The organism is Sphingobacterium psychroaquaticum (assembly GCF_004421025.1).
In the GTDB taxonomy this organism is placed as follows: Bacteria; Bacteroidota; Bacteroidia; order Sphingobacteriales; family Sphingobacteriaceae; genus Sphingobacterium; species Sphingobacterium psychroaquaticum.
Map to the genome: position 1 here is coordinate 3096705 of NZ_CP038029.1, position 23656 is coordinate 3120360.

At 45.7% G+C, this 23656-nt stretch carries 11 protein-coding genes; 4 read left to right on the forward strand and 7 right to left on the reverse strand.

Translation table 11 applies throughout. The features are described 5' to 3' along the window. Nucleotides 1-64 precede the first annotated feature (64 nt). From E2P86_RS12955 to E2P86_RS12970, 4 genes are all read right to left on the reverse strand, one after another. Nucleotides 65-6280, reverse strand: a complete 6216-nt coding sequence (locus E2P86_RS12955) for an MBG domain-containing protein (RefSeq protein ID WP_134433449.1) — start codon at nt 6278-6280, stop codon at nt 65-67. Nucleotides 6281-6289: 9 nt separating this feature from the next. After that, on the reverse strand, nt 6290-7384 hold the full coding sequence (locus E2P86_RS18240) for a phage tail protein (RefSeq protein WP_085471243.1): 1095 nt from the start codon (nt 7382-7384) through the stop codon (nt 6290-6292). Between the two features lie 3 nt (nt 7385-7387). After that, nucleotides 7388-8035, reverse strand: a complete 648-nt coding sequence (locus E2P86_RS12965) for a phage tail protein (RefSeq protein WP_234991039.1) — start codon at nt 8033-8035, stop codon at nt 7388-7390. A gap of 235 nt (nt 8036-8270) precedes the next feature. After that, nucleotides 8271-9332: a fatty acid desaturase family protein gene (locus tag E2P86_RS12970; RefSeq protein WP_085471242.1), complete on the reverse strand. Its 1062-nt coding sequence runs from the start codon at nt 9330-9332 to the stop codon at nt 8271-8273. A 189-nt stretch (nt 9333-9521) separates the two neighbouring features. Between E2P86_RS12970 and E2P86_RS12975 the strand changes: the two genes are divergently transcribed. The 3 genes from E2P86_RS12975 (at nt 9522) to E2P86_RS12985 (ending at nt 15589) form a co-directional block, all read left to right on the forward strand. Continuing rightward, nucleotides 9522-9860, forward strand: coding sequence for a DUF6660 family protein (locus E2P86_RS12975; RefSeq protein ID WP_134433450.1), 339 nt, complete (start codon nt 9522-9524; stop codon nt 9858-9860). A gap of 62 nt (nt 9861-9922) precedes the next feature. Next, nucleotides 9923-14296, forward strand: a complete 4374-nt coding sequence (locus E2P86_RS12980; protein WP_317128133.1) for a CusA/CzcA family heavy metal efflux RND transporter — start codon at nt 9923-9925, stop codon at nt 14294-14296. A 6-nt stretch (nt 14297-14302) separates the two neighbouring features. After that, nucleotides 14303-15589, forward strand: a complete 1287-nt coding sequence (locus E2P86_RS12985) for an efflux RND transporter periplasmic adaptor subunit (protein ID WP_134433451.1) — start codon at nt 14303-14305, stop codon at nt 15587-15589. Between the two features lie 237 nt (nt 15590-15826). Here the strand turns inward: E2P86_RS12985 and E2P86_RS12990 are convergent, their stop codons facing one another. The 3 genes from E2P86_RS12990 to E2P86_RS13000 all read right to left on the reverse strand — a co-directional run bounded on the left by E2P86_RS12990 (nt 15827) and on the right by E2P86_RS13000 (nt 20378). After that, the gene (locus tag E2P86_RS12990) at nt 15827-16669 is read right to left on the reverse strand and encodes an SDR family oxidoreductase (protein ID WP_134433452.1); all 843 of its coding nucleotides are present in this window, start codon (nt 16667-16669) and stop codon (nt 15827-15829) included. A 309-nt stretch (nt 16670-16978) separates the two neighbouring features. Then, nucleotides 16979-17389, reverse strand: a complete 411-nt coding sequence (locus E2P86_RS12995) for an Rrf2 family transcriptional regulator (protein WP_085471240.1) — start codon at nt 17387-17389, stop codon at nt 16979-16981. A 97-nt stretch (nt 17390-17486) separates the two neighbouring features. Continuing rightward, nucleotides 17487-20378: a ligand-binding sensor domain-containing protein gene (locus tag E2P86_RS13000; RefSeq protein WP_134433453.1), complete on the reverse strand. Its 2892-nt coding sequence runs from the start codon at nt 20376-20378 to the stop codon at nt 17487-17489. Nucleotides 20379-20560: 182 nt separating this feature from the next. Here E2P86_RS13000 and E2P86_RS13005 point away from each other — a divergent pair, with 182 nt between their 5' ends. Then, the gene (locus E2P86_RS13005; RefSeq protein WP_134433454.1) at nt 20561-23638 is read left to right on the forward strand and encodes a SusC/RagA family TonB-linked outer membrane protein; all 3078 of its coding nucleotides are present in this window, start codon (nt 20561-20563) and stop codon (nt 23636-23638) included. Nucleotides 23639-23656 lie beyond the last annotated feature (18 nt).

Here is a 23656-nt window from a genome sequence, read left to right on the forward strand (position 1 = left end):
TATTTTAGCTTTCTCTATAAGATTGTCGCGTCGTTCCTCCTCGCCATGCCGAAGAAGTATGCGGTTACCGTTTCACAACAAAGTAACCCTTATCCCGTTTCCATTGCCCATTATCATCTTTGATATCGAGGTAATAGTAATATGTACCATCAATCACATGGTCGGCGGTAAACACATTCTCCCGATTGTCGTAGCGCTCGATTACTTTCAATACCTTTCCAGATTTATCGAAGATCGTCACCTTGTTTTCCGGATAATCCTGGATTCCCTCGATCATCAAGAACTCATTGATTCCATCTCCATTCGGAGACACCGCTTGGTGTACACGAATTGGAAGTGGTGCATCGGCACTGTTCTTCACGCGGACCGTTACCGACACTGGCGCTGCTGCCTCAAAGTTGGCATCCCCCGACTGCGTTGCTGTTACTACGACCGTCCCCAAGCGTAATACCTCTAGATTCAACCCATTAATTCGGGCGACCATAGGTTCGTCTATCGTTAGCTGTACCGGTAAACCGCTACTTGCTTTTACATCCATTGGTACCGTACCAGCATCACGGCCAAGTACCGCTGGCGCAGTAAATGTGATTTGTTGTTTCGCTTTCGTAATCGTTAGCTTCGCTTTCAGCGTTTGTCCGATGTAATTCACACCGCCATCTACCGTAGCAGTAACCTCATAGGTACCCGCATCCGTTTTCGCATTGCCAACATAGCTTACCGAAGTACCTTGCGGCAACGTGCCTTGCAGTAGCAATGACTTCGCGGAACCGTCGTATGTAAAGCTTGCATCGTTCAGACTTAAGCCCGTCAACGTCGCTTTCTCAACAGTCATCGTAGCCTTAAGCGTCTGCCCGATGTAATTCACACCGCCATCTATCGTAGCAGTAACCTCATAGGTTCCCGCATCCGTTTTCGCATTGCCAACATAGCTTACCGAAGTACCTTGCGGCAACGTCCCTTGCAGTAGCAATGACTTCGCCGAACCGTCGTATGTAAAGCCTGCATCTTTCAGACTTAAGCCCATCAACGTCGCTTTCGTAATCGTTAGCTTCGCTTTCAGCGTTTGTCCGATGTAATTCACACCGCCATCTACCGTAGCAGTAACCTCATAGGTTCCCGCATCCGTTTTCGCATTGCCAACATAGCTTACCGAAGTACCTTGCGGCAACGTCCCTTGCAGTAGCAATGACTTCGCGGAACCGTCGTATGTAAAGCTTGCATCGTTCAGACTTAAGCCCGTCAATGTCGCTTTCTCCACAGTCATCGTAGCCTTATACGTCTGCCCGATGTAATTCACACCACCATCTACCGTAGCAGTAACCTCATAGATTCCCGCATCCGTTTTCGCATTGCCAACATAGCTTACCGAAGTACCTTGCGGCAGCGTCTCTTGCAGTAGCAATGACTTCGCGGAACCATCGTATGTAAAGCTTGCATCGTTCAGACTTAAGCCCGTTAGGGTCGCTTTCGTAATCTCGAATACACCCGGCATATATTTCAAGGTATAGTTCGCATTCGTCGCTAGGTTAGCTCCTAGAATAGCATAACTGCCAACCTCTTCACCCGGCTCACGTGTTAATGTTCCCGAAACCACATGATCGGTGTCATTAAATTGTAACCCATCGACATCATATATCCAAGCCGGATCCATCGTTCCAAACACCTTAGTTTCATCCTTTGCGGTAACGGTTAATAGTGCAGGAGTAATCGAAAGATTATTTCCAGTATAATCAAGGGTATAATTTGCGGCGTTCAGGGTATTGCGTGTAATCGCATACACCCCAACGTCCTCTTGTCCGGCAGCTCGACCTAACACGCCCGTCAACACTGATTTATCTTCATTATTTACAAAACCGCTGACGGTGTAGGTAAATACAGGATCATTCGCGCCATATACCTTGTTACTTGCATTAGCGTCTACCACTAACACGGCAGGCGTAACAACAATAGCACCTGCTTTATGCGTGATGGTATAGTTATTTGACGTCACTCCAGACACTAGTATTGGGTATGTTCCGACAGACGAACCCGCTACTGCAACCGTTGTCAATACAGGAGTCGAAAGCAAATCAGCAGCAGCATCACCGTTAACAAAACCATCATAACGGGCGGTCAACACTGGCACCATCGCTCCATAAACTTTGGTTATATCATTGGCAATCACGTTCAACGGTGCTTTAGTCACATCAATTCCACGAACAACATCTGGCGCGGCCAGGTAAGCAGCATCTCCTGCTTGTCGAGCCGTAATCAAGGCATTTCCAGCCCCCTTAATCTTAAGTTTCCACTTATTTCCGTCTGCGACATCGATATACGGCTCGGCGATCAAATTATTCGAAGACGCATACACGACCGGCAGTCCAGAAGTCGACACCGCCGTCAAAACAAGATCCGCCATACCATACGACACGGTGTTCAATGGATCGAATGTGATGGTTTGCTCTCCTTGTGTTGTCGCCGTAGCGCTCGCATACGGTCCCTCATTGTCGACTACATCAACCGCACGCAAGAAGTATCTATACGTCATACCATTGGTTAATCCTGTATGGGTATAGCTGGTCTCACTTTCCGTTAAGGTGGCAACCAGTTGTTCGGGTTCACCCGCTTTCTTCGCCGTCAATCGGTAGCCCTTTAAATCGACTTCCATATTTTTATTCCACTGCAGCACCGCTTGTCCATTCCCTCCTTTCGCCTGAAAACCTGTCGGTTGAGCCGGTGGAGTTTGGTCGTATATTACACGCAGTGTATTCGACCGCACATTATCATTCCCTCCTATATTTTGTACAGAACCTGCAGGTAGGTATATCGTAAACTCGCCTTCACGAGCAGGCGAAAGTAAGAAAGTATAGGTAATATTGTCAGTCGTAGAAAGATTAGAAACCGTTGTATTTAAAACAGATAAATCACCCACTGACAGACCTACTACAGCTTCAGAAAATGTCGCAGTCACAATAAATGGTTTATTCGTTATACCAATACTTGTTGTAAGCGTAACTGTTGGTGGAATAGTTGAAACCCTGACGCCTGTCGTGGAGGCAACATTGTTTAAGGTTAACAACATACTATTACCGGCTGCATCGGTGATGGAGCCCCGTTCAATAACCACCTCTCTACCTAGCGTAATACCATCCAAATCGGTATCACCTTGTTTTACAACATACTGAAATGTAAGCGTTCTGTTGTTATTTCGTACATACGTAGCCTTTACCATAGCAGAACCGATGGTAATCGGAATATAATGTGGATGGTCAACCTGCCCTAAAACATGTACCGGTTCACTCATCGTTAGCTCGAAAGTCAGCACATCGTTTGTCTTATAGTAGCCATTGGCTGGCACACTTACAGCAGTCACTACAGGAGCTGTTTTATCGATGGTAAAAGAAACAATTGTTGTATTACCAGCCGCATCCGTTACAACCAACGTATAAGACCCTTCTGCCGAAACAATCGTTCCTGATGTAAAGTTCGCTCCATTCAAAGTAGCATTACCTTCATCATAGGTAATTGTTCTATTTGTATTATACAATTCCCCATTCGTAACACCTAAAACTACAGGAGGTTGCGTATCCACGACAATATTATCATGCAGGGTAGTACTTACGTTCCCTACCGCATCCCTTAATTGGGCCGAAACGGTTTTTGCACCATCTCCTTCTAGTAAGATCCACGATCTCGAAACACTGAATGTCTCCCATCCGCTCCAGCTTACACCATCATTTGAAAACCGAATCTGCGTATTGCTCTTATTGGAGGTCAGGCTCAAGGTGACTGCCCGATGATTTGTATACAACGCACCATTGTTAATTAAGATCGTACCCGTTGGTGCTACGCCATCGATCACCAAGTTCTTATTTGCGCCCAGCGAGCCCGATGCTCCAGGTGTCGGTAAGGTTAATAGGGCATCCTCTGTCAAACCATTTTTAATCCTACTGTCATTTAATTCCAGCGCTGATGTTGATTTATAATCTAAATCTGACGACACATCCCCCGCTTGTACGACATAGGTAAATGTCAGCGTGGATGTTCCACTACCTGAGAAGTAAACTGCCTTTTGATCGTTCACGCCCGTTTCCAGTAAAAGTGTAGGTGATCCTCCGCCTGTTGTTACGGTAACGGGTTGATCAAATGTAACGTCTATTGAAATCGCACTACCCGTGCCATATGCAACGTTAGCCATAGGAGAACTTACATTCGTAACTTTCGGGTTGGTAGCTGGTGTTACGATAATCGGAAACGACGTACTAGCATTTTTAGCTCCACCGCTACCTGTATTACCATTATCGTTCACATTGACGGTCATCTGTTGGGACACAATCCCTGTAACAGTCAATGTCAAACGCCCCATAGCGATAAATGTATTGATATCTACAATACTTCCCGTTAAGGTTATGGTATTCGTTTGTGTTTGCGAACTAACCGTTACCCCGGATCCCGTAGTTGCATTCAACGAGCCCGAAGGTATTGAAAAAGTCGCCGTTACAGGCGCTGCTCCAGCATCGATATCAGCAAACGAAATCCCCGTTATCGTGGTCGCAACATGTTGCTTAACCGTTATCGTTGACGGAACCGTAACTGTAGGTGCATCATTCACCGCCGTTACTGAAATAGAAACCGTTGCTATATTGCTGTCCGACGTACCGTCATTGGCCTTATAGGTAAAACTATCCGTTCCGTTGAAATTTGGTACCGGTGTATACGTAAACGAACCATTTGCACTTAATGTCAACGTTCCAGACGAAGGCCCCACAACCAAAACGGCCGTCAATGCATCGCCATCCGCGTCGGTATCGTTCACCAAAATCCCTGGTGCAGCGACCGTCAACTGCGAGTCTTCATTAACAGTATAAGCATCACTATTCGCTATCGGCGCGGTATTTATTTTGGTCACACTCACCTGCTTGGTAACGGTATTACTGGTTTCCGCTTCCCCTGTAAGGGTAAAAGATACAGTGCGCGTTGCTAAAGTTGGTGCACTACTCGAATTGCTATATGTCACTGACTGCAATGCGCGCTGCCATTGTTCCGGTATAGCTGTTGCGCCGTTAGAGGTAAGTTTCATTTCACCCGTACTAGCGTTAAAGCTTGCCGTTATATTCCCCATCGTCGCCGGATTGTTCGTGAAGGACAAGACATCTTGCGCCATTTGTAAATTACCTGTGATAGCTACTTTCGCGCTGGAAAGACCTTCTGGTTCTAAACGCACGATCGATAATGCCGGATCGATAGGCACGGCTGCGCCCGGTGTTTCTGCGTTTGTCATATAACTTGTTGTACCTGCACTTGCGGTCAAGGTTAGGTTTTGTGGACCGAGACGAATCGCATCCGTATATACCGTTTTGGCGCCACTTAGCCGTACGCGGAACCAGCGCGGTGAACTGTAACTCGCATTCGTCACCATCGTCGAAGTGGTTGCCTGACCTATATCCACGAAATCTACACCATTCGCACTTTCCTGCCATTGGTAATAACAGGCATCCGATGTTATGGATAAGATGATACCATTCTTCACGATAGCCGACTTGGTCGGTGCATCAACATTCCAAGCAACCGCCAGTTGTTCCAACTGAGCCAAATTGCTATAGATATCGTTAAAAACAGTAAGCGGATGGTTAAACACCTGCTGACGCAAGGTCTGCCGTGAGCCCATCACCGCTAACCCCACATTCATACGTGCCTGATACGCGTCCTCATCGGGAGAACTTATCATCTTTGATTGCTTAAAACCAGGGGGCAGATTTGGATTCAAGGAGGCCGAAGAAGACACAGCGGGCATACTAAGGTTCCAGGCATCTTTATTTAGTAACAAAGCTGCTTGGAGTTTTTTTGCTCCACTTACCATTTTATACGCAAACAACTGATCCCCGCCGATACCGAAATTAAAACTCCCCAGCGTCTCGGTTACCGCTCCATGCGTCGCCGTTTTGTCTCCGACCTTGACCACCACCAAGGTACCACCTTCTAATGGCGTTGTGGATTTCCATTCCAAAATCCCATCAGTGGGCGATTGCGCAACGGTCTGGAAAATGGTCTGCCCTACATCCGTCAAACCAAAGTCCGTAAAGAAAATAGATGTATTCGCAGGTAGGTATTCCAACAGGATAAAAGAAAATTGATCTTGCTGCCCTTGCGGATTGCCCGCATCGGCGATTTGGTACCCCGTAAAAGCGAGTACACCGTAATCATCCGTGCATTGGGCATAACTAGTGCCCGTCTTTACAAGCAGCAGCATAAGAAGCAAGCCACTGCAAAAAAGACGATATATTGTATTGCTCTGGATCATGATCGGAAATTAAAACTGGGAAGGAAAAATGCCGTAAAGGCATATAATAAAACTAACCGCGAGAGAAGGTTGCATATTCTCATGTGGCAAAGTTGCGCCCGCAAGAGCCGTTACCCCCTTTGTGAACGCGCCTGTTTTATTTGTTGATGCGGTCTTACCATACTGTTTTAACCCCGGTACAATGGCCGCATGGCGCCCCAAAGGGCTACCGGAATCTCCCGAAGCACTCGCATTTCCATATTTTATTCTCTTGCCCCCTGCTGACTCGGGTGTCAAATGTGTATGCGTCGGCAATTGTGTTGACAGTATGGTGGTCGTTTCTGCTCCAGCCCTTTGTCCCAACGTATAATTAGGTTGTCCCGGACTTTGCCCCAGTCCAATAGGCAGACGCCCACGAAGATCAGGTAACATAAAAGTCGTTTGACCATTTCCGCCAAAGGTGGTCCCCAGCAACGTATACAAAGTCTCATTTTCACTGATGCTCATCTCTTTTCCATCACAAAAAGCCCAACCCATCGGAGCATAATCGCCGGCAAACATCTTTATCTCACCAACATAAGCCTCAACAGGAGAGCCTCCATCTCCTCTTACAGGAAATATACCTTCGGTAGCAATACAGAAGTTCATCGCCAAATAAGGTTGCATATTATTATGAGGCTGTGTACCTCCGGCTGGAGCAAGTACAATATGCTCTGTTGCTCCAGATTTTGGAACACTGGTATACAACTCTTTACCCGTTGCTTCTGCTACATAGCTCTGTGCGGGGCTCGCCGTATTGGCAGCCGTCGCCACATTTGCTTTTCCTTCAAAGGTATGTTGATGCGCAGGTATTTCATTAAGCCCTAAAGTCACATTCGATAGACCTACTTTATCCCCCACATTCCGAGGACTTAAGCCCGGACCCTGACCCCTACCTATTGGCGCATTCCCATTCATACTAGGAAGTCCTACGGTAGTCGTTCCATCGCCTCCAAATCGTGTTCCAATAACAGCAGACAATGTTGAATACGCTTGTACAGGTAATATCGCACCATTACAAAACGCCCAACCTATAGGTGCATAATTGCACCCAAATATTCTTATTTCTCCAACAAAAGGTTCCATAACTTATGATCTTGGGGGATATATACCGGTAAGTGCAATACAAAAATTAAGTGTTAAAAAAGGCTGCATATTATTGTGAGCCTGATTCCCACCTTGCAAAGAGGCGTTCACATCAAGCGGGTATTCCTGCATCACTTCGTCCTTGGTCGATGAAAAACGATTGTTATACTGTGGGTTCGTTGCGGGATAATTATTGATCGGGGAGCTTTGATTTGCAACGTCCCCAACTTGCTCCTGTATAGTCAGCTGTCCACCATGGTTGTGCATAGGCATTTCCTGCATCGTCAAGGTATGCGCAACCTCCCCCCCAGGCTGCCCTTGGGGATAAGATCCTCCGGGAACCCAGCCTATCGGCACCCGTCCGCGGAGATCCGGTAAGCCAAAAGTGGTTCGGCCGTCCCCGCCATACATAGTACCTAATAGCGAAAACAAAGCCGTATTTGTTGAAATATTTAATATTTGTCCATTACACGGAGCCCAACCTTTCGGCGCAAAGGCATACGGAAAAAGACAAATCTCTCCCATATAAGGTTCCGTTCCGCCAAAGGTACCGTCGGCACCTAGGCTTCCCATCGCTCTTCCTGACAGCAGTAAACTACCCAGCAGTAAACCACTGTTCTTTAAAAAATCTCTACGATTATTATTATCCATAGTCTGTTAATTCGGTGTTGTAGTAAACCGCCATTAACAGCACATTCGCTGACATATGGGTATGTCAGTTTCCAGTGTTTTTGGTTAATCTTAACAACGGTTAATCAAAATAACGCAAAGAGAGGGGACAATACCAAGAGAAAAAAGGGGACAAAAAGGGGACACTTTTATAACAGGTTGATTTACAGCTCGTATAATTCAAATAAATGTTGTAAAAGGAAATAATAAAAACCAGCTATTTAGACATCAACTGAATCACTTTAACATGCGATTGGAAAGCCTTCCAGAAGGTAGAAAACTCCACGTAAGGGATATTATGTTCGCGGCATGTTTGCTGGACAATACGATTTAAAGCAGGATAATGCACATGGCTTATTTTAGGGAACAAGTGATGCTCTACTTGAAAGTTCAGCCCCCCCAATATCCAGGTCAGCACTTTACTTTTCGTGGCAAAGTTAGCCGTCGACTGGATCTGGTGCACCATCCATTCTTCTTCTACTTTGGCTCCTTCGATCGTTTTAAATTCGGTTTCCGTCACCACATGCGCCAACTGGAAAACAGTCGCCAGGCTAATCCCACAAACCACCCCTGCAATAAGCAAACCGATCAATGTAGGTAACCAACCAACAAACAGCACGGGAATAACAATAAACAAAACAAAATGTAAAATTTTACTCGTCCAAAAGATCACTTTCTCCCGCAGCGGGAAATGAAAAGTATCCGAGCTCCCCCCCATCTTTTGGCGGAAGTATTTCTCATAATCCTGGTAAAAAATCCAGGCCAGATACGACACCCCATACAACAAAATAAAATAAATGGGTTGATAACGGTGGTGCTTTTTGAGTAGCTGATCGTGATGTATACGCATAAACTTCACCTCGATATCATGATCTTCGCCATCAATATTGGTATAAGTATGATGCGCAATATTATGCTTTAGTTTCCAGAAATAAATATTTCCGCCCAGCAGATTTAAGGTGTACGAAAGGACGGTATTCATGTTTTTGTTGCTCGAAAAGGAATTATGCCCCGCATCATGCATAATATTAAAACCGATTGCGGCGAGGTTAACACCAAACAACATGCATAGAACGATATGGATTGCCCAATGCAATGGCAAGAACACCAACGCTATATAGAGTGCAATAAAGGTGCTCAATAGCACCGTCGCCTTGATAAAAATCCGTCTATTTCCCGTTTTCTTTTGAAAAGTATGACTGAAATAATCGTTAATCCGAAGCTTTAGCGATTTGGAAAACAACGCATTAGCATTGTCAAATTTAATAGATTTACTCATTTTACTTGTTCAGAGAAGGGAATAGCGTTGCTTAGCTTTTCGTACAATTAACTGTTAATAATTTTGTCGAAGATACGGTTTAAAATCAGTAAACTCCGAAAAATAAACGTTAAGCAATTGTTAAAGAGAAGCTTAAAAATTCGAATTGACCTCGTTTTTTAGGGTATTATTTCGTACCATTGTATAACAATGAAATGGTTATCAACGATATTACTGGTCTATGTATTGGCGCTTACGCTGATGCCGTGCACCGATAATGACCTGGTTCCTCCATCTCAGATGGCGGCAACTTCGTTGGTACAACATAACCACCAAGCAGAAAAAACAGGTTCGCATGATCATAAACAAGATAGCTGCTCTCCATTTTGCAGCTGCTCCTGCTGTGGCATTACCTTAAGCACCATATATTTCCAAACCATTCATGTCGAAAAACCTTTCACGACCTTCCTACCGATGGAGATCACCCGTGAAAAGTTCCCTTTAATTTCCAATATTTTAGAAAACATCTGGCAGCCTCCCCGGGTTTAACAGAAGAGATTGTATTTTCTAAGGATGTAAACAAAGGTTCTGTATAAAACAGATTCTTTTTATTGGATATTAACATTTTCAATGTGTTAGATAAAATCATAAATTTTAGCATAAAGAATAAGGTTATTATTGGTATAATGACCCTATTGCTTATCGTCTGGGGGCTTTGGAGTGCAACCAAGCTACCGATAGACGCCGTACCTGATATTACGAACAATCAGGTGCAGATATTCACCTCCTGCCCTACTTTGGCCGGACAAGAGGTGGAGCAACTCGTGACCTTTCCGATTGAACAAAGTATCGCAAACATTCCGGATATCGAGGAGATACGCAGTATTTCCCGCTTCGGTCTTTCTGTTATTACCGTTGTTTTTAAAGAAAGTGTCGATATTTATTTTGCCCGCCAGCTTATTAATGAGCGGTTACAAGAGGCCAACGAGGACATTCCGAAAGGTATCGGAACACCAGAAATGGCACCGGTAAGTACCGGTTTGGGTGAGGTATATCAATATATTATTCACCCCAAGAAAGGGAGCGAACACAAATATAATGCGAAAGACCTGCGCGAGATGCAGGACTGGATCGTAGCGCGACAGCTCTACGGTACGCCCGGCATTGCCGAAGTAAATAGCTTTGGCGGCGAATTGAAGCAGTATGAGGTCGCGGTAAATCCGACGCGCCTGCTGGCCATGGGTGTCAGTATTCCCGAGATCTTTACGGCCTTAGAGCAGAATAACCAAAATACGGGAGGCGCCTATATCGACAAAAAACCAAATGCCTACTTTATACGAGGTATCGGCCTGGTTACCTCCTTGGAGGATGTCGGCAATATCCCCGTAAAGACCAGCGGAACGGTTCCCATCTTCATTAAGGATGTTGCCGAAGTACGCTTTGGTAGTGCGGTTCGCTATGGTGCATTGACCTATAACGGTGAAGTGGATGCCGTGGGTGGTGTGGTGATGATGCTGAAAGGTGAAAACAGTAATGAGGTTGTCCAGCGCGTTAAAGAAAAGCTGCCAACCATTCAGAACTCCCTCCCTAAGGATGTGGTCATCGAAGCATACCTCGACCGAACTGATCTGGTGGATCGCGCGATCAATACGGTCCAACGAAACCTCATTGAAGGGGCGTTGATTGTGGTTTTTGTGTTGGTGATCTTCTTGGGTAATCTTCGTGCAGGCTTAATTGTGGCTTCTGCCATTCCCCTCTCCCTGCTATTCGCCTTAGGCTTAATGAATGTCTTTGGTGTGAGTGCCAATCTGATGAGCTTAGGTGCGATCGACTTCGGCTTGATTGTGGATGGGGCAGTCATTGTCGTCGAAGCAACTTTACATCACCTGGGCTTGCGCAAAACAACACATAGGCTATCCCAAGCGGAGATGGATCAAGAGGTTTTTGACTCGGCTTCCAAAATACGGACACAGGCTGCCTTTGGGGAGATCATTATCCTGATTGTTTATATTCCGATCTTAACCCTGGTGGGTGTCGAAGGAAAAATGTTCACCCCAATGGCCAAAACCGTCGGTTTTGCCATTTTAGGCGCGTTAATTCTGTCATTAACCTATATTCCAATGATGTGCGCCTTGTTCCTACCACGCACCGGTCATACCAAGAAAACATTTAGCGATAAGATGATGGATCGCCTTCATGCGGCCTACGCACCGTTATTGGATAAAGCGATCCGGTTTAAATATATGGTGGTGGCCACCACGGTTGCTGTCTTTGCCATTGCTTTGCTCTTCTTTTCGCGCATGGGTGGCGAATTCATCCCGCAGCTGCAAGAGGGGGACTATGCCTTTCACTGTATTCTGCCACAAGGGAGCTCGCTCAGTCAAAGTATTGAGACCTCCATGCAGGCATCCCGCATTATCAAATCATTCGATGAAGTTAAGATGGTGGTCGGAAAGACCGGATCGGCCGAAGTGCCAACCGATCCCATGCCGCCAGAAGCAACGGACATGATGGTGATCCTGAAACCCGAAAAAGAATGGAAATCGGGACGTAGCTATGCGGAGCTTGGGGATGCCATTATGGAGAAGCTGGAAGTTATTCCGGGCGTATTCTTTGAAAAGAACCAGCCGATACAGATGCGTTTTAATGAACTGATGACGGGTATTCGTCAAGATGTCGCGGTTAAGATTTTTGGCGAAAATATGGATACCCTGGCCATGTATGCGCAGCAGGTAGCTACGGTGGTTCAATCGACGCCGGGCGCTACCCAACCGCAGGTCGAGCAGGTTGCGGGACTTCCCCAGATTAATATTACTTACGACCGAACGCGTATGGCAAACTATGGATTAACGGTACAGGATGTTAATGATATGGTGAGTACAGCCTTTGCCGGTCGCAGCACCGGTGTCGTCTACGAAAACGAACGCCGCTTTGATCTCGTGGTACGTCTGGATAGCACGTTCCGCAGCAGCATAGACGATGTGAGCCACCTGATGATTCCGGTTGCCAATGGGCAACAAGTGCCTTTATCGCAGGTTGCCGACATCGATATGAAGCTCGGTCCGGCACAGATAAGCCGAGAGGCGGGCAAAAGGCGTATTGTCGTGGGCTTCAATGTCGCTGACCGCGATGTACAGAGTGTCGTCAACGATATTCAACAACAACTATCGGCCAAGGTTCCCTTACCAACGGGATACTACTATACCTATGGGGGGCAATTTGAAAACCTACAGCAAGCCAGTCAACGGTTACTGATTGCGGTTCCCGTGTCCTTGCTTCTTATTTTCCTGCTTTTGTATTTCACCTTTCACTCCATCAAGCAGGCTATCCTGATCTTTACCGCCATACCGATGAGTGCCATCGGTGGAATATTTGCATTGATGTTGCGCGATATGCCTTTTAGTATCAGTGCAGGCATTGGTTTTATTGCCCTCTTTGGGGTCGCCGTACTGAATGGAATTGTACTGATAGGTAAATTCAACCAGTTGGAAAAAGAAGGAGTCACCAACATATTAGAACGTATAAAACAGGGCACACAAATCCGACTTCGTCCGGTCCTGATGACTGCCACCGTCGCTTCCTTAGGCTTTCTACCTATGGCATTAAGCACCAGCGCAGGGGCTGAAGTACAGAAACCACTAGCCACCGTGGTTATTGGCGGCTTAGTTACAGCGACCTTCCTAACGCTCTTTGTGTTGCCGCTCTTATACTTATTTTTTTACACAAAATTTAAACCCATGGGCAAGAAAGTAATACCGAGCACGCTGCTGGTCTTGTTCTTTTTTAGCGGACTTCTATCCACGCAGGCACAGGAACGCATGACACTGCAGCGTGCCCTCGAGACTGCCATACAAAATAACCCGCAGCTACGGGTAAATAACCTGGAGATTCAAGCCGCAGAAGCCTTACGGAAGACCAGCGGGGAGCTTCCTAAAATGGATGTGAATATTCAAGTGGGGAATAATGAAGGATTTGAGTTTAACGATGGGATTACTATTGCACAGAATATCCCCTTCCCGACCATTTTTAAAGCGAAGCGGGGCTTGAATGAGGCCCAAGTAAAAGCACGGGAATGGGCAAAAGCTGTCTCCGTCAATGAACTTCAAAAGGAGGTACGCTCCTATTTCTATCAGTTGGAATACCTACAACATAATGCACGCGAACTGTACACCTTGGATAGCATCTACACCGACTTTACACGGATCGCGCAACTGCGCTATAAAGCGGGTGATACCAAAAAGGTCGATATCAGCACGGCGGAAGCAAAGCGCGGTGAAATAAACCTCCTGCTGCAGCAAAATAAGATGCTGCACGACAATGCATACAACAGCTTAAAGATGTTGATACGCAGTCCGACAGATTTTCAGGTTGTGAGCTCGGGTGCTTATGAACCCATGTTGCTGACCACCGTCGTAGATACCACCGTGCTGGAGCAGCATCCACAGGTTCAAGCTTGGTATCAGGAAGCAAAAATAGCAGAAGAAACCAAGAAGGTGGAACGTGCAAGTGGCTTGCCGGACTTTACGCTGGGCTATAATAATATCTCTTTGATTGGCCCACATGAACGTAATGGCGTCGAGAAATACTACGGCCGGGGACAACGCTTCAACTACGTGGATGTGGGAATCGCCATTCCGCTTACGTTTGGTGCCACCAAGGCACGTGTACGGGCGCTCGATTACCAGCAACAAGCCGCTGTGCAATCGGCACAATGGCAGCAGCAACAGCTACGCACAGAACTCCAAAATGCGATGAACCAATACACGCAGAATGTAGCGCAATACCGCTATTTCAAGGAACAAGCCTTACCCAATGCACGGGATATCATCGGCGCTGCCCAATTGGGATACCAAGCAGGAGATATCTCCTACGTGGAATACCTTTTCGCCTTGCAAACAGCAACCGATATACACTTAAACTACCTGCGCAGTATTCAGGAGGTCAATGCATCTGTAGTCCTCATTTATTCACTGATTAATCAATAAAGAACGATGTTATTTTCTATATATAAAATTAGATTGGGTCTTGCGGTAGTGCTGGTCACCTATAGCCTGACCGCGTGTAACCGCAGCACAAAAGAAGCGCCTGCAGATACCAAAACTGAAGTGGAAGCCGATGACCATGACCATGAAGGAGCTGAAGCGACCACCGTGGCGACACTGACAACCGAGCAGATTAAAGCAGCAGGTATTGCGCTCGGTGAGATCAGCCAAAAGAATCTGACCGCAGCAATTCGGGCGAATGGTGTCTTGCGGATACCGAACAATAACCGCGCGAATGCGACCTCACTCTACGGCGGTGTAATTAAGACGCTTCCGATTGAAACCGGAACGTATGTCCGCAAAGGACAGGTCATCGCGACGATCGTCAATCCGCAGTTTATTCAGTTACAAGAAGATTTCCTGACCACGAACAGTGAAATTGTCCTGGCAGAACAAGAACTGAGGCGGCAACAGGAGCTAAATGAAGGCAGTGCCGGTACCAAGCGGAATTTACAGACCGCCACCGCACAGCTCGCTACATTACGCACCAAGCAGGCGTCACTCCGCCAGCAGATACAACTGATGGGATTGAATCCGGCGGCGGTAAGCACCACTTCCCTCCGTTCAAGCTTGGTGGTGACCAGTCCGATCAGTGGTATAGTAAATAATATTTTTGCAAAAATTGGTAGCTATGTTGATGTTTCTTCCCCTATTGTTGAAATTGTAGACAACGATATGATCCACCTGGATCTGCATGTCTTCGAGCGCGATTTGCCGAAGATCAAAATCGGACAAACGATCAACTTTACGATTACGAATAATCCGACGCAGACCTACACCGCGAAAGTATCTCGCATTGGTGCTTCTTTTGAGAATGAAAGCAAGACCATTGCCGTACATAGTGTCGTAGTGGGTACGAAAAGTGGATTGATCGATGGGATGAATACGATGGGAACGATTAGTCTCAACGATGTGAAAGGAAGTGCCCTGCCAAACGAAGCTGTTGTGGAGGCTGGCGGGAAGTACTATATTTTTGTGCAGACGAACAAAGAACCGGAAAACGAACATGAAGGTCACGACCATGGAACCGAGGAGAAGGAAGCGCACAACCATGCCGCCGAAGCTAAAGGCAATACGGTGAACTTTGAGAAGATTGAGGTCTTGAAAGGGGTTTCCGATCTGGGCTTTACGGCGATCACACCGGTATCCGATCTGCCGCCAAATACCAAAGTTGTGGTCAAAGGTGCATTCTTTATCCACGCGAAAATGGCCGGTACAGTTGGACATAGCCATTAGTTTGGTTGATGGTTGGTAGAGCGTAGTTGGTAGATTGTAGTTGGTAGATTGTAGAAAAGGACACGAGCCGAAGGCTCGCGCTAGCAAGATTGTGACTTCGCTAGTTCGAGCCTGCCTACCGCAGGCAGGCTTTTAGCTCGGACTTATCTTACCTTTTCCCATTCAAACTAACGCTACTCATTCAAGCGGAGGCGTCTAAAAAGCCTTTAGACACCTCCGCTTATACCTCACTCAATCTTACAACGCAGCTCGTACGACGTCTGCTAAAGGAGTTGTTGGTCGGCCGATCAGTTTAGATAGTGTTTTACCATCATCAAATAAATCACCTTTCGCAGCACCACTATCCCATCCGGCGATTGCTTCTGCCAATGGAGCGGGTACATCGAAAGAGATCAGCAGATTCGCATATTCTTGCTCCGGTAAATTCATATACGGAATATCCTTACCTGTCTGTTTAGACACCTCAGCCGCTAGATCCGTCAATGTATACGCCGTATCGCCTGCAAGCTCATATGTTTTGCCTTGGTGTCCCGCACTTGTCAAAACGGCTACCGCCGCAGCCGCGTAATCGGCACGCGCAGCCGAAGCAATCTGACCATGGCCAGCACTTCCCACAAAGGCACCTCCAGCAATTGCATTGGCAATAGAACCGGTATAATTCTCGGTATACCAACCATTACGTAAAATCGTATACGGTACCCCGGAAGCTTTTAGTAACGCTTCGGTCTCCACATGCTCCGCAGCGAGGCTTAGACCGGATTGATCTGCATGCAATAAACTTGTATATACAATCCATGTAACACCAGCAGACTGCGCCGCCCGAATCACATTTCCGTGCTGCTGTGTCCGTGCACCAACCTCACTACCCGAAATCAACAACAAAGTATCAATCCCTCGTAAAGCATCCGTCAAAAGATCTGCTTGATCATAATTAAAGGTACGTGCTTCAATTCCAAGATCCGTTGCATTCTCAGGGCTTCGAACCAAAGCCACTAAATCTGTTGCGACCACTTTACCTTTTAATCCTTCGACAACCAAACGTCCTAATTGACCGGTTGCTCCTGTTATTCCTATTTTCATCTATTTAAAATTTTAATTTATTTTTTTATGATTTTACTTTCAACCCGAAACGTTAAACAGTTTCTATTATTTTCCTACAAACTAACAACGCCCCAACTATTAGACACAAGATTTAGCTACGCTGAGCCCTTCGGGGTTTGTGGCTCTACTATCGACCCAACTACAAACAACGAACTAACAACTATTAGACACAAGATCTTGTGTCTCTACAACTACAAACCACGAACTACCCAACAACGAACTAACAACTACAAACTATACTCCCCTCTTAATATGTAATAACTTTTGTTACATTAATAAACAAAAAAATTACCTAAACTGTTTTGAAAAATCTGCTAAAGACTTGTTTTTTAAACTTTCCATCACCAATGCATCCATCTCCGTGGATAGTAGATCCAATTTGTTATTCATTTCCTTACCGACCGGACATTTGGGATTGGGATTTTGATTTTTCTTTCCCAGGATTGCGGCATTTTTGACCAATGCATAAATATCAGACAACATCACTACCGTACTAGGCTTCGCCAATTGCGAGCCCCCATCCTTTCCCTTTCTACTGATAACCAAACCTTGCTCTTGCAACATGCCCAGCTCTTTACGAACAATTACAGCATTGATATTAATACTGTTTGCAATCCACTCCGAACTCAACCATTCCTCCGGATTACAATCCAATAAGCTTAAAATATGTATAACTGTGGCAAATCTTGTATTATTCATTTCGATACAAATGTACAATCTATTTTAATATGTAACAATTATTATTACATATAGTTTTATTATATGAGTTTTCTTTGACAATAAGTATGCCTTCCACTTAAATCTGACTCAAGTAATCGTTCAAACTCCGTTCTGTTTCCATATCCATTTTCCGTCGTAACCGATAGCGATGTATTTCTACCCCCCGAACCGAAATACTTTGGAGCTGTGCTATTTGTTTCGAGGAGAAATTAAGCCGCAGATAGGCACATACTTTAAGATCATTTCTTGACAATTTAGGATGTTTTGTTTTCAGGCGGTGCAAGAAGCCATCGTTCAGTTCGTCAAAATGTGAAGCAAACTGATCCCAGTGCGCGGTGTTTTTTTCAACATCCTTCAAGAGTGTGGTAATCTTTCGAAAATCTTCACCTTCATCCCCTTTGTCCAGTTTCGCCAACTCAACTCTTAGTTTACTCAACGCGCCCGAATTTTCCATCAGCTGCATACTGGTACTCGCCAGTTCCTTGGTCTTCGACAGCACCTCGTGCTCCAATTTTTCATTTTGGAGCTTAACGATTTCTTTTTCATTCTTCTCTATTTCCAATTGGTGGATATAGCGTAGTTGCGCCAATTGTGCATCAAACTTCTGCTGCTGCTGAAGCCATACTTTCTTCTGCCAGATCACCAAGCCATATAGTCCAACCACAACCCCCAACGCATACAAAGCAAAAGCCCATACTGTCTTGTACCAAGGCGGTAGAATAACAAAAGAGTACGCTACAATTTCGGATTCTTCATTCAAGTTATTACGCACCTTCACCCTAAAGGTATAGGTACCGTTGGGAAGATTCGTATATTGTTTTTCTGTACTGGATATCCAAGCCGACCACTCTTTATCATACCCGTCCAATCGGTAACTATAGGTTACGTTTTCATGGATACCGTAGCTTGGCGCGGCATATTCAAAGATGTAAGCATTATAAGAGGCCGCAAGTTTCGGAATCTTTTCGGCATGTTGGTACTGACCCTTTTCTCCACCGTCTTGAAAATAACCGTTAAAGATGATGCTATCGCGATCACCAATAGCGACAACGGAAGAAAGGAGCACTTTGGGTTTAAACTTCTCTTGGGAATATTTTTCGTAATTGATATGGATGATTCCTTTTTCGGAACCGATGTAAACATTGTTTCGGTCATAGGGGTAGATATTTTCAAAACCAGACGTATATAAACCCTCTATCTCCGGAAAGTAAGTGATTTTATAGTTTCCATTGCCCGCATCCCGATGTGCAATACCAATTTTTTTTCCACTACAGAACCAAATATTCCCGTCCTCATCCGCGGTGAGGTATTTTATCGGCATCCCCGTAAAGACGGCAAATTTAGCATCGGGAACAAATCGATTAGTCGCCTCATCAAACTTGTAGATACCATGTCCCGTGGCAAAAAGCACCGTACCATTTACGCGGAATACATAATTTTGAAAATCCGATGGTAAGCCTTCCTTTTCCGTATACAGGGTTGCCACATAGCTATCTAAGCTCCTGGAAACATTAATTTTATAAATACCCCGATATGGATGGGAAGCCCAAATATTACCGGCGGTATCGCGTTCTAGAAAACGATACGAATCCGACACACCCCGTAACGTTGATTTCCACACAAATCCATGCGGTGTTAAGGAAATTAAATCAAGGCCGGTATACGTACCTACCAGCGCCTCCTGTTGTTCTCCTGTTGTTAAAGTCGGTAATACCGTCCAGGAGCCTGTTTTTAAAGCAATCGGTCGCACCTGATCGTGATCAACTTTATACAACCCGCGATTGTGCCCTAACAGCAAGGAGCCCTCCCAGGTATCTAATCGCCATGCCTCGCCGCCATCGCTCCCTTTTATCAAGGAGAACGTGCCGGGAGACAAACTATGATCCGGGATACCGGCCGTCAATGGGGCTTGGTATACGCCATTGGTGGACGACATGTATAGACGCCCTTGATAGACCCGCGTGGAATAACCCGTTACATCGTTTTCCATATTGGGACGAAAATAACGAACAGCACTTCCGTAACTAATAACAGCAATGGCATTATCCACGGCAGCCCATATATTTTTCTGTTGGTCTACGAAAACGGCCGAAACATTTTTATTCTGCAATCCTTCAACTACCCCGATACGCTGCTTAAACCGACCGTTCATATCGCGTACGATGCAACCTTCCGTAGCCGTTGCGACAACATACGCCTGCTCGTCGATTTTTGCCGCTGACGGGGTATAAAAATTCTGCCAGGTAGAAGTCTCCGTTCTATAAATCTTATCGCCCTGTAATATATAGCTCTTGTTATTCAAGGTTGTCAGCATGATCTTATCCTTGGCTATCGCAAACATATCGGACAATTTAATGCCCTGGAAAGGGTTTACCACCCCGACGCTGCGCCACGTGGCGTCTGTAAATTCCAAAAGCCCATCTTCGCGGTCTTGCGCAAACAACCGTCCATCAGCCATTCCCATAAAATCCCACTCCACACGTGCCTTATGCACTTTGATCTTCCCGTTTTTAAACTCAAACACCGCATTGCTTGCACGAAAGAAAACGGAAGGTCCCTGCACCACCGTATTCCATATATCCGCAAAATTATGATACGCCTGCGGTACCTTTTCCTGGAGCGACGTATACTGTAAGCCTTCTCCCTGCGCCGCCTCAAAGTAACCAAACTCCCCTTGTCCCCCCACATATATCCGATCGTTATCATCAATAAAAATAGACCGCAAAATAGTCTGGTTGGGTAGTGTATACCGCTTCCAATACTTCCCATCAAATGTGATGAGCCCTTCATTATTTGCAAAGTACATGATCCCTCGGCTATCCTGCTTGATATCCCATGTCCGGCTTCCCCCTTGAAAAACAACCTTATTGTAGTTGTTTACTAACGGAAAACCAAGCGGATTTTGCGCCATAACAAGAGAAGGGCACAGCAGCATCAAAACAAGAAAAAAGCGAATTTCAAATAGCATACTAGGTTGATTCGGATAATGTGATGTAGCAATGAAGTATCACAAATATAATAAAATCAACGAATTTGCCGGGCATGATGTAGAAATGATGTAGTCCTATTCTTTGAAGTACGCCCTGCTTCACCCTACTTTTGATTAGCTAATTTATAAACAAGATTTCCTAAATGTTAAATTGATCGTGCATGAAAAACAAATTTCTACTATTTGCTTTAGTTATGTTCGTGTCCGTATGTTATGCCCAAGCGCAGAACCGGACAGTAACGGGCAAAATCACTGATGAACAAGGTCGCGCTGTTGTCGCGTCGATTACCTTGAAAGGTTTTCCTTCTGTAGGAACAACCAGCAATGAGGCCGGAACCTACAGCCTCACCTACACACAAACGGCAGACTCTTTAGTTATCTCGTCCATCGGCTACCGCAAGAAGACCGTGCCCCTAACCGGTGCGACAGTTAATATCGAAATGCAAACCGATGGTAATTACCAACTCGATGAGGTGGTCATTGTGGGATACGGTACACAACGGAAAGGCGACCTAACCGCCCCCGTAACAACCGTCAACATGGAGCAGGCAAATAAACGTACGGTAACCAACCCGATGGACGCTCTTCAAGGTGCGGTGTCGGGCGTACAGGTGGTGAGCTCAGGCGCACCGGGATCGTCACCGATCGTGCGTGTACGTGGTGTCGGATCGTTCAACAACGAAAGCCCTCTTTATGTTGTAGACGGGATGTTTATGAATAACATTGATTTTCTAAACCCGAATGATATCGCCGAGATGTCGGTGTTGAAAGACGCTTCGGGTGCGGCTATTTATGGGGTTCGTGCCGCCAATGGAGTGATCATCGTGACCACGAAAAAAGGAACGCTCAACATGAAAACACGCGTTACCTACAATGGGTACACTGGTTTCCAGCTACCAACCAACGTTTTAAAAATGGCAAATGGCACACAGTATGCGGCCTACGCGCGCGCAAAGGGTGATGAATATATCGTCAAGAACTCCATTGAAAAATTTGGTGGCACATTGGAAAATCCAACCATGAATACCGATTGGTACAACGAACTCTTACGTTCCAAAGCGCTCATCACCAACCACAATGTCGATGTTCAAGGCGGTAGTGATAAAATCACCTACACCTTTGGCGTAAACTACTTGGATCAAGATGGTATTATGGATGCGGAGAATTACCACCGCAAATATAACATCCGCATGCAAACTGAAGCACGCGTTGCGCCATGGTTAAAGATCGGTTTTACCGCACATATTAACAACACACGCGCCTATCGCCCGAGTAATGTTGCCTTCCGCCAGGCTTACTTCGCATCACCGCTTTACCCCGGTTATGACCCTTCTCTGGAGCAAGCTGATCCAATTAAATTTGGAACCAGCGCGTCCCTGGGGATCACCTCCGGATTCTGGTTCAACAATCCGCTCGCAACAGCTTATTACAACAATAACCAAAATAAAGGCTTTCAAATTCTGCCAAGCGCATATTTAGAGGCAGAGTTCTGGAAAAACAAGCTGACATTCCGTTCCCAATTAAGTCAACGTTATCAATCAAACCACGGTACAGAATACACCCCGGTTTATTACATTGATAACAACCAACGCAGTGAACGTTCGTACCTCCGCTCTGCACAAGGTCGGAATACAGACTACATCCTAGACAATTTACTAACCTACAAAGATCAAGCAGGAGATCACCATTGGTCGGTTCTCTTGGGTCAATCTGTCCGCGAAGAGCGGTGGCGCGAAACATGGGTATCCGCCAATGATGTGCCGGCAGCACCAGAATTCTGGTATGTGGGTCAAGGTGCGCAAGGTATTGGATCGGCGACAGGCTATGGTGAAAATGGTTTCCGTAATTCTGGTTTATCTTTCTTCACCCGGGGTACCTACGATTATAAAAACAAGTATCTGCTGACGGCAACGTTTCGTGCCGATGGTAGCTCCAAGTACCAGACGAAATGGGGGTACTTCCCTTCTGTCGGTCTAGGCTGGGTCTTGAGCCGCGAGAAATTTATGGAAAACCAGTCCTTATTTAATCTGTTGAAAATCCGTGGTAGCTGGGGCCTCTTGGGTAACGATGGTATCCAACCAAATGCCGGTTATGCCATTGTCAACTCAGGCAACAATAACTCTGGAATTTTTGGCAGTATTGGAGACAGCTATGGTGCGCGTGTTCCTGGATATCGCGTGGGCCGTTTCTTTACGCAGGTACGTTGGGAAGTTGTTGAAGAATGGGATGGTGGACTTGACTTTGCCTTGCTGAACAACCGTTTAAACGGTACGGTTGACTACTACCATAGAAAAACCAAAGATCTTGCCTTCAGTCGACCGATTCCTTTTATGTGGGATCGCGTATATGGAAACTGGGGGACGGTCGCCAATAGTGGATGGGAATTTCACTTGGATTGGAAGGATAAAGTCGGGCAATTGGGCTATAATATAGGCGCTAATCTATCTACGTTGAAAAACGAGGTAACCGATCTTGCCGGCTTAGCAAATATTATGAATGGATTCCCTGAGTGGGCCGCTGAATTTCCAGCGCGTATTCAAGAAGGTCAACCCATCAATTACTATTATGGTTATGAGGTTGCTGGTGTCTACCAGAACCAAAACGAAATCGATGCCGACCCTATTGCCAGTCGCTACAACCAGCAGAACCCAGGTTCCCCGATCTTACCCGGATACCTGAAATATAAAGACCAGAATAACAATGGTGAACTCGATGAAGCAGACCGTGTTAATTTAGGAAGTTACATCCCTAAAATCACGTATGGTTTTAATATCGGATTGAATTACAAAAGATTTGACATGAATATAGCCTTCCAAGGGGTTTCTGGAAATAAGATCCACAACCTAAACCGTGCTATGCGACGCAAATATCCACAGATGAATGCCGATGCGGCCTTTGTTGAGGGGTTATGGACAGGTGAAGGTTCCACAAATGTCTACCCTTCTGCACAAGGAAGTGTGGCCTCTTGGAATCTACAAGCCAGCTCTTTCTTTGTCGAAAGTGGTTCTTACTTGCGTATCCAGAATATTCAGGTGGGATACAACTTCCATATCAAGGAATCTATTCCGGTGCGCATCTTTGCTACGGCCGATAGACCTGCTATCTTTACGCGCTACAATGGTTTTTCACCTGAAATTGCAGGAAATGGCAATACCGCACAGGAAGCTACAATGGGCTACGATGCCAATGTATATCCGATTTCCTCGACCTACAGTTTAGGGCTGCGTGCAAGTTTCTAATTATTTAACGACAAAAAG

Excerpts from the sequence above, each read along its gene's own strand:
- E2P86_RS12955 (WP_134433449.1), bottom strand. The coding sequence starts at position 6,280 with ATGATCCAGAGCAATACAATATATCGTCTTTTTTGCAGTGGCTTGCTT.
- E2P86_RS18240 (WP_085471243.1), bottom strand. The coding sequence starts at position 7,384 with ATGGAACCTTTTGTTGGAGAAATAAGAATATTTGGGTGCAATTATGCA.
- E2P86_RS12965 (WP_234991039.1), bottom strand. The coding sequence starts at position 8,035 with ATGGATAATAATAATCGTAGAGATTTTTTAAAGAACAGTGGTTTACTG.
- E2P86_RS12970 (WP_085471242.1), bottom strand. The coding sequence starts at position 9,332 with ATGAGTAAATCTATTAAATTTGACAATGCTAATGCGTTGTTTTCCAAA.
- E2P86_RS12975 (WP_134433450.1), top strand. The coding sequence starts at position 9,522 with ATGAAATGGTTATCAACGATATTACTGGTCTATGTATTGGCGCTTACG.
- E2P86_RS12985 (WP_134433451.1), top strand. The coding sequence starts at position 14,303 with ATGTTATTTTCTATATATAAAATTAGATTGGGTCTTGCGGTAGTGCTG.
- E2P86_RS12990 (WP_134433452.1), bottom strand. The coding sequence starts at position 16,669 with ATGAAAATAGGAATAACAGGAGCAACCGGTCAATTAGGACGTTTGGTT.
- E2P86_RS12995 (WP_085471240.1), bottom strand. The coding sequence starts at position 17,389 with ATGAATAATACAAGATTTGCCACAGTTATACATATTTTAAGCTTATTG.
- E2P86_RS13000 (WP_134433453.1), bottom strand. The coding sequence starts at position 20,378 with ATGCTATTTGAAATTCGCTTTTTTCTTGTTTTGATGCTGCTGTGCCCT.
- E2P86_RS13005 (WP_134433454.1), top strand. The coding sequence starts at position 20,561 with ATGAAAAACAAATTTCTACTATTTGCTTTAGTTATGTTCGTGTCCGTA.